The 1,930-nt window shown below is 39.7% G+C and carries 3 protein-coding genes; 2 read left to right on the forward strand and 1 reads right to left on the reverse strand.

Annotated features, from left to right (window positions below; genetic code table 11):
* Window positions 1-104 precede the first annotated feature (104 nt).
* Both PGQ33_RS16630 and PGQ33_RS16635 read left to right on the forward strand, forming a co-directional pair.
* Window positions 105-1,094 (forward strand): tyrosine-type recombinase/integrase, encoded by a 990-nt coding sequence (locus PGQ33_RS16630; RefSeq protein WP_270206118.1) that lies wholly within the window; start codon window positions 105-107, stop codon window positions 1,092-1,094.
* 134 nt (window positions 1,095-1,228) lie between these two features.
* Window positions 1,229-1,522: a hypothetical protein gene (locus PGQ33_RS16635; protein ID WP_118199358.1), complete on the forward strand. Its 294-nt coding sequence runs from the start codon at window positions 1,229-1,231 to the stop codon at window positions 1,520-1,522.
* Window positions 1,523-1,527: 5 nt separating this feature from the next.
* On the opposite strand, the gene PGQ33_RS16640 is transcribed toward PGQ33_RS16635, so the two are convergent.
* Window positions 1,528-1,930: hypothetical protein (locus tag PGQ33_RS16640; protein ID WP_270206119.1), on the reverse strand; the 403-nt coding region annotated here is incomplete at its 5' end.

Genomic DNA, 1,930 nt, shown 5'->3' on the forward strand with positions numbered 1-1,930 from the left:
CAGTAAACTTTTTAAATTATTGCTCATTGTTGTTTCTGCATTTTTTAATTTGCTACTTAATTCAGTACGCCAGTTGATATACTGAAAGCAAAAAGGAGCAATGTATGGAAGCAAAAATAATGGATGTATTGCGAAGAATGCAACCGGTTTTAGATGAAATGCAACTACGTGAGTTGAAAGAAGTGTTACAGATGACATTTACCGGATGCAGAGTAATCCAGGAAACGGATCTGCAGGTTGTAGACAGGAGCTGGGAAGTGGATCTGGAAGAGTTTCTGATGAGTAAAGCACTGGAAGGAAAAGCATCAAAGACAGTGAAGCAATATCGGTATGAACTGGTTCGGTTACTGACCTATATCAATAAGCCAGTGAAGAACATAGATTCTGGAGATATTTCTGGATTCATGCGGGCTTATAAAATGATCCGCAAGGTAGCAAACCAGACGCTAAAGAACGTCCGGGCGGTGTATAGCAGCTTCTTCGGATGGCTGCGAGATCGTGACCGGATTCGGAGAAATCCTATGGTGCTGGTGGAATCTATCAAAGTAGAAAAGAAGATCCGAAAACCATATACTGATGAAGAACGGGAGCGGATGCTGCGTAAATGCAGCAGTCTTCGGGATAAAGCGTTACTAGAATTCCTATATAGCACAGCAGTCAGAGTATCGGAGCTCTCAGAGATTAACAGAGAAGATATCCGGTATGCGAATAAAGAGCTGATTGTATATGGAAAAGGAGCGAAAGAAAGGACGGTGTACATCAATGAACGAACCAACATGTATCTGAAAGAATATCTGGAAAGCAGAAAAGACAATGATCCGGCGCTATTTGTCGGAAGCAAGAAACCGAATAGCCGGCTGACGAAAACAGGAATTGAGAATATCATCCGGCGGATTGGAGAGAAGGCGGGCGTAGAAAATGCGCATCCGCATCGATTCCGGAGGACGGCTCTGACGAATGCATTGAACCGCGGAATGCCTCTGCAGGAGGCTATGATATTTGCGGGACACGCAAAGTCAGAGACAACCATGCGATATTGTACAGTGAATCAGGAAGGTGTACGGTATCATCACTTTAAATATTTAAGTGCATAAGTAAATAAACTTATTTATTTACACTCGGCATTGGTCGGGTGTTTTTGTTATGCGCTTTTATATATGTAACTTTATCAACCAGTCAAAGGAGGGATTCTGAACTAAGTAGCAAATTAAAAAATGCAGAAACAACAATGAGCAATAATTTAAAAAGTTTACTGTCTGTAAAGCAGGTAACGGTAAAGAGTAATATAAACGTTGGCGCAGGAAAGGATTTTGAATGTTACATTAAAGCGCCAACAGTGAGTGGCTATACTCCAGTCGGCATTATTGGTTACGATTTGGTTGGAAATTGGGATGTATGGATTAATGTTTCCTCATGCTATTACAATAGTGGAAGTAATTTGATTTACACAAAAGGACATAATTTTGGAACTGGTGCATGTAACGCATTGTTAAATGCATTCGTTTTATACAAAAAGAACTGAATGCATTACTTCCATTTACCGATTATAAGCATATCAGCTTGTACATAACACATTCCTTGCTTTGGACTGTATGCTGTAAGCTTGTACCCGGTTGTAGTCACTTCGGTAACTCCAAGACCATACAGTTCGTTAGTCTTTGCCGGAGATACTATAATTAAAGGCGCTTGCTTGAATGCTACTGGAAAACCAACCGCAGCACTAGAAGCAAAATACCAGTTATACCAACTGGTTGCAAGATTGGTATTCCAAGTATATTTACTCCACATAACCATGTCGCCGTTGGAATATTTTGTGTAATTGTAGTTATTTTTGGTTCCACGTTCTACGATTGAAATCAGATTACTGTTTATGATTGCAATATTATTATTTGCTTTTGTTAAATCTGCTTTTACATTTCCTAAATTGCTA

It is taken from the genome of Coprococcus sp. AM100_B19A, assembly GCF_027662015.1.
Lineage (GTDB): Bacteria > Bacillota > Clostridia > Lachnospirales > Lachnospiraceae > Allocoprococcus > Allocoprococcus comes.

Excerpts from the sequence above, each read along its gene's own strand:
- PGQ33_RS16630 (WP_270206118.1), top strand. The coding sequence starts at position 105 with ATGGAAGCAAAAATAATGGATGTATTGCGAAGAATGCAACCGGTTTTA.
- PGQ33_RS16635 (WP_118199358.1), top strand. The coding sequence starts at position 1,229 with ATGAGCAATAATTTAAAAAGTTTACTGTCTGTAAAGCAGGTAACGGTA.